The sequence below is a fragment of the Roseateles sp. genome, from assembly GCF_049240545.1.
Taxonomy (GTDB): domain Bacteria; phylum Pseudomonadota; class Gammaproteobacteria; order Burkholderiales; family Burkholderiaceae_C; genus Paucibacter_A.
This window is the reverse complement of sequence record NZ_JBMLSK010000225.1, coordinates 91,063-92,723: the sequence shown is the minus strand read 5'-3', so window position 1 is coordinate 92,723 and position 1,661 is coordinate 91,063. Positions and strand designations below refer to the sequence as shown.

Below are 1,661 nucleotides of genomic sequence, written 5' to 3'. Positions count from 1 at the left end.
GGGGCGACTTGCCTGGTTCCCCAGACCCAGCGCTGCTTGCTGACCCTCAGCAAGGGTGGTGGTGATGCCCGTGTGCTGCGCGAGTTTGATCTGGGCACGCGTCGCTTTGTCTCGGCTGCGGCGGGCGGCTTCAGCCTGCCCGAGGCCAAGGGCAGCGCTGCTTGGGTGGACCGCGATACGCTCAGCGTGAGTACCGACTTCGGCCCCGGCAGCATGACGGACTCGGGCTACCCACGCCAGGTCAAGCTCTGGAAGCGCGGCCAGCCTGTGCAGCAGGCTCGCCTCTTGTTTGAGGCGGCGCCGCAGGACGTCAGCGTTTGGAGTTGGGCCGAGCAGATCGGCAAAGAGCGGGTGCATGTGATCGAGCGTCGCACCAGCTTCTTTGCCGGCGAACAGCATGTCTTGCAGAAGGATGGCCGCCTGCTGGCCCTGAGCAAGCCGGCGGATGCCAGAATGAGCCCCTTTGCCGACCAATGGTTGATCGAGTTGCGCTCAGATTGGGCGCTAGGCAGCAAGACCCATGTGGCCGGTTCGCTGCTTGCCATTTCGCGCGCCGACTGGGCCGCAGGCAAGCGCCAGTTCCACACCTTGTTCAGCCCCACGCCGCGCAGCTCGCTGCAAAGCCATGTGGCGACGCGCAGCGCGGTCTTGGGTGTGCGCATGGATGAAGCGCGCCAGCAGTTGGTGCAGTGGCGCTATCAAAAAGGCCAATGGCAAGAAACGCTGTTGCCGGCGGGGGATTTGGGCAGCTTGAATGTGATGGCGCTTGCCGGTCAGGATTCCAACCATTACCTGCTGACCCGCAGCGACTTTCTCACTCCGGCGCGGTTGGAGCTGGGCGAAGTGGGCCGCATCGAGCGCCAGCTTTTGCAGGCCCTGCCCGAGTTCTTTGATGCCAGCACGCACGGGGTGCAGCAGCTGCAGGCGCGTTCCAAGGACGGCACGGTCGTGCCCTACTTCATCGTCAAACCACGCGGTGAGCTGCCCAAGGACGGCGCGCCCACGCTGCTCTACGGCTATGGCGGCTTTGAGATTTCGATGAAGCCCAGCTACAGCGGCATCCTCGGGCGCGGCTGGTTGTCGCAAGGCGGGGTTTATGTGCTGGCCAATCTGCGCGGCGGCGGCGAGTTCGGCCCGCGCTGGCACCAGTCTGCCCAGCGCGAGCATCGCCAGCGCAGCTTTGATGATTTCATCGCGGTGGCCGAAGACCTGATCCAGCGCGGCATCACCCGCCCGGCACGTCTGGGCATCATGGGCGGCAGCCTGGGCGGCTTGCTGACCTCGGTGGCTTTTGTGCAGCGGCCTGAGCTGTTTGGCGCGGTGGTCAGCCAGGTGCCCTTGACCGATATGCGGCGCTATCACCGCATGCTGGCTGGGGCCTCTTGGATCGAGGAATACGGCAACCCCGACATCCCCGAGCAATGGGATTACATCTCGCGCTACTCCCCCTACCAAAACGCCAGCGCTGCTAAGCCTTACCCCAAGGTGCTCTACACCAGCTCGACCCTGGACGACCGGGTGCACCCCGGCCATGCCCGCAAGATGGTGGCGCGGTTGCAGGAACTGGGCCAGCCGGTGCTGTACTGGGAGAACCGCGAAGGCGGCCATGCGGGGGCGTCGACGCCAGCGCAGCAGGCCCAGCTCTGGGCGCTCAGCTATGG

Annotated in this window: 1 protein-coding gene; it reads left to right on the top strand. The window is 65.4% G+C overall.

The window, feature by feature from the left end:
* Positions 1-36: 36 nt before the first annotated feature.
* The coding region (locus tag ACOVRJ_RS16195; protein WP_422044867.1) for a prolyl oligopeptidase family serine peptidase at positions 37-1,661 on the top strand (1,625 nt) is incomplete at its 3' end.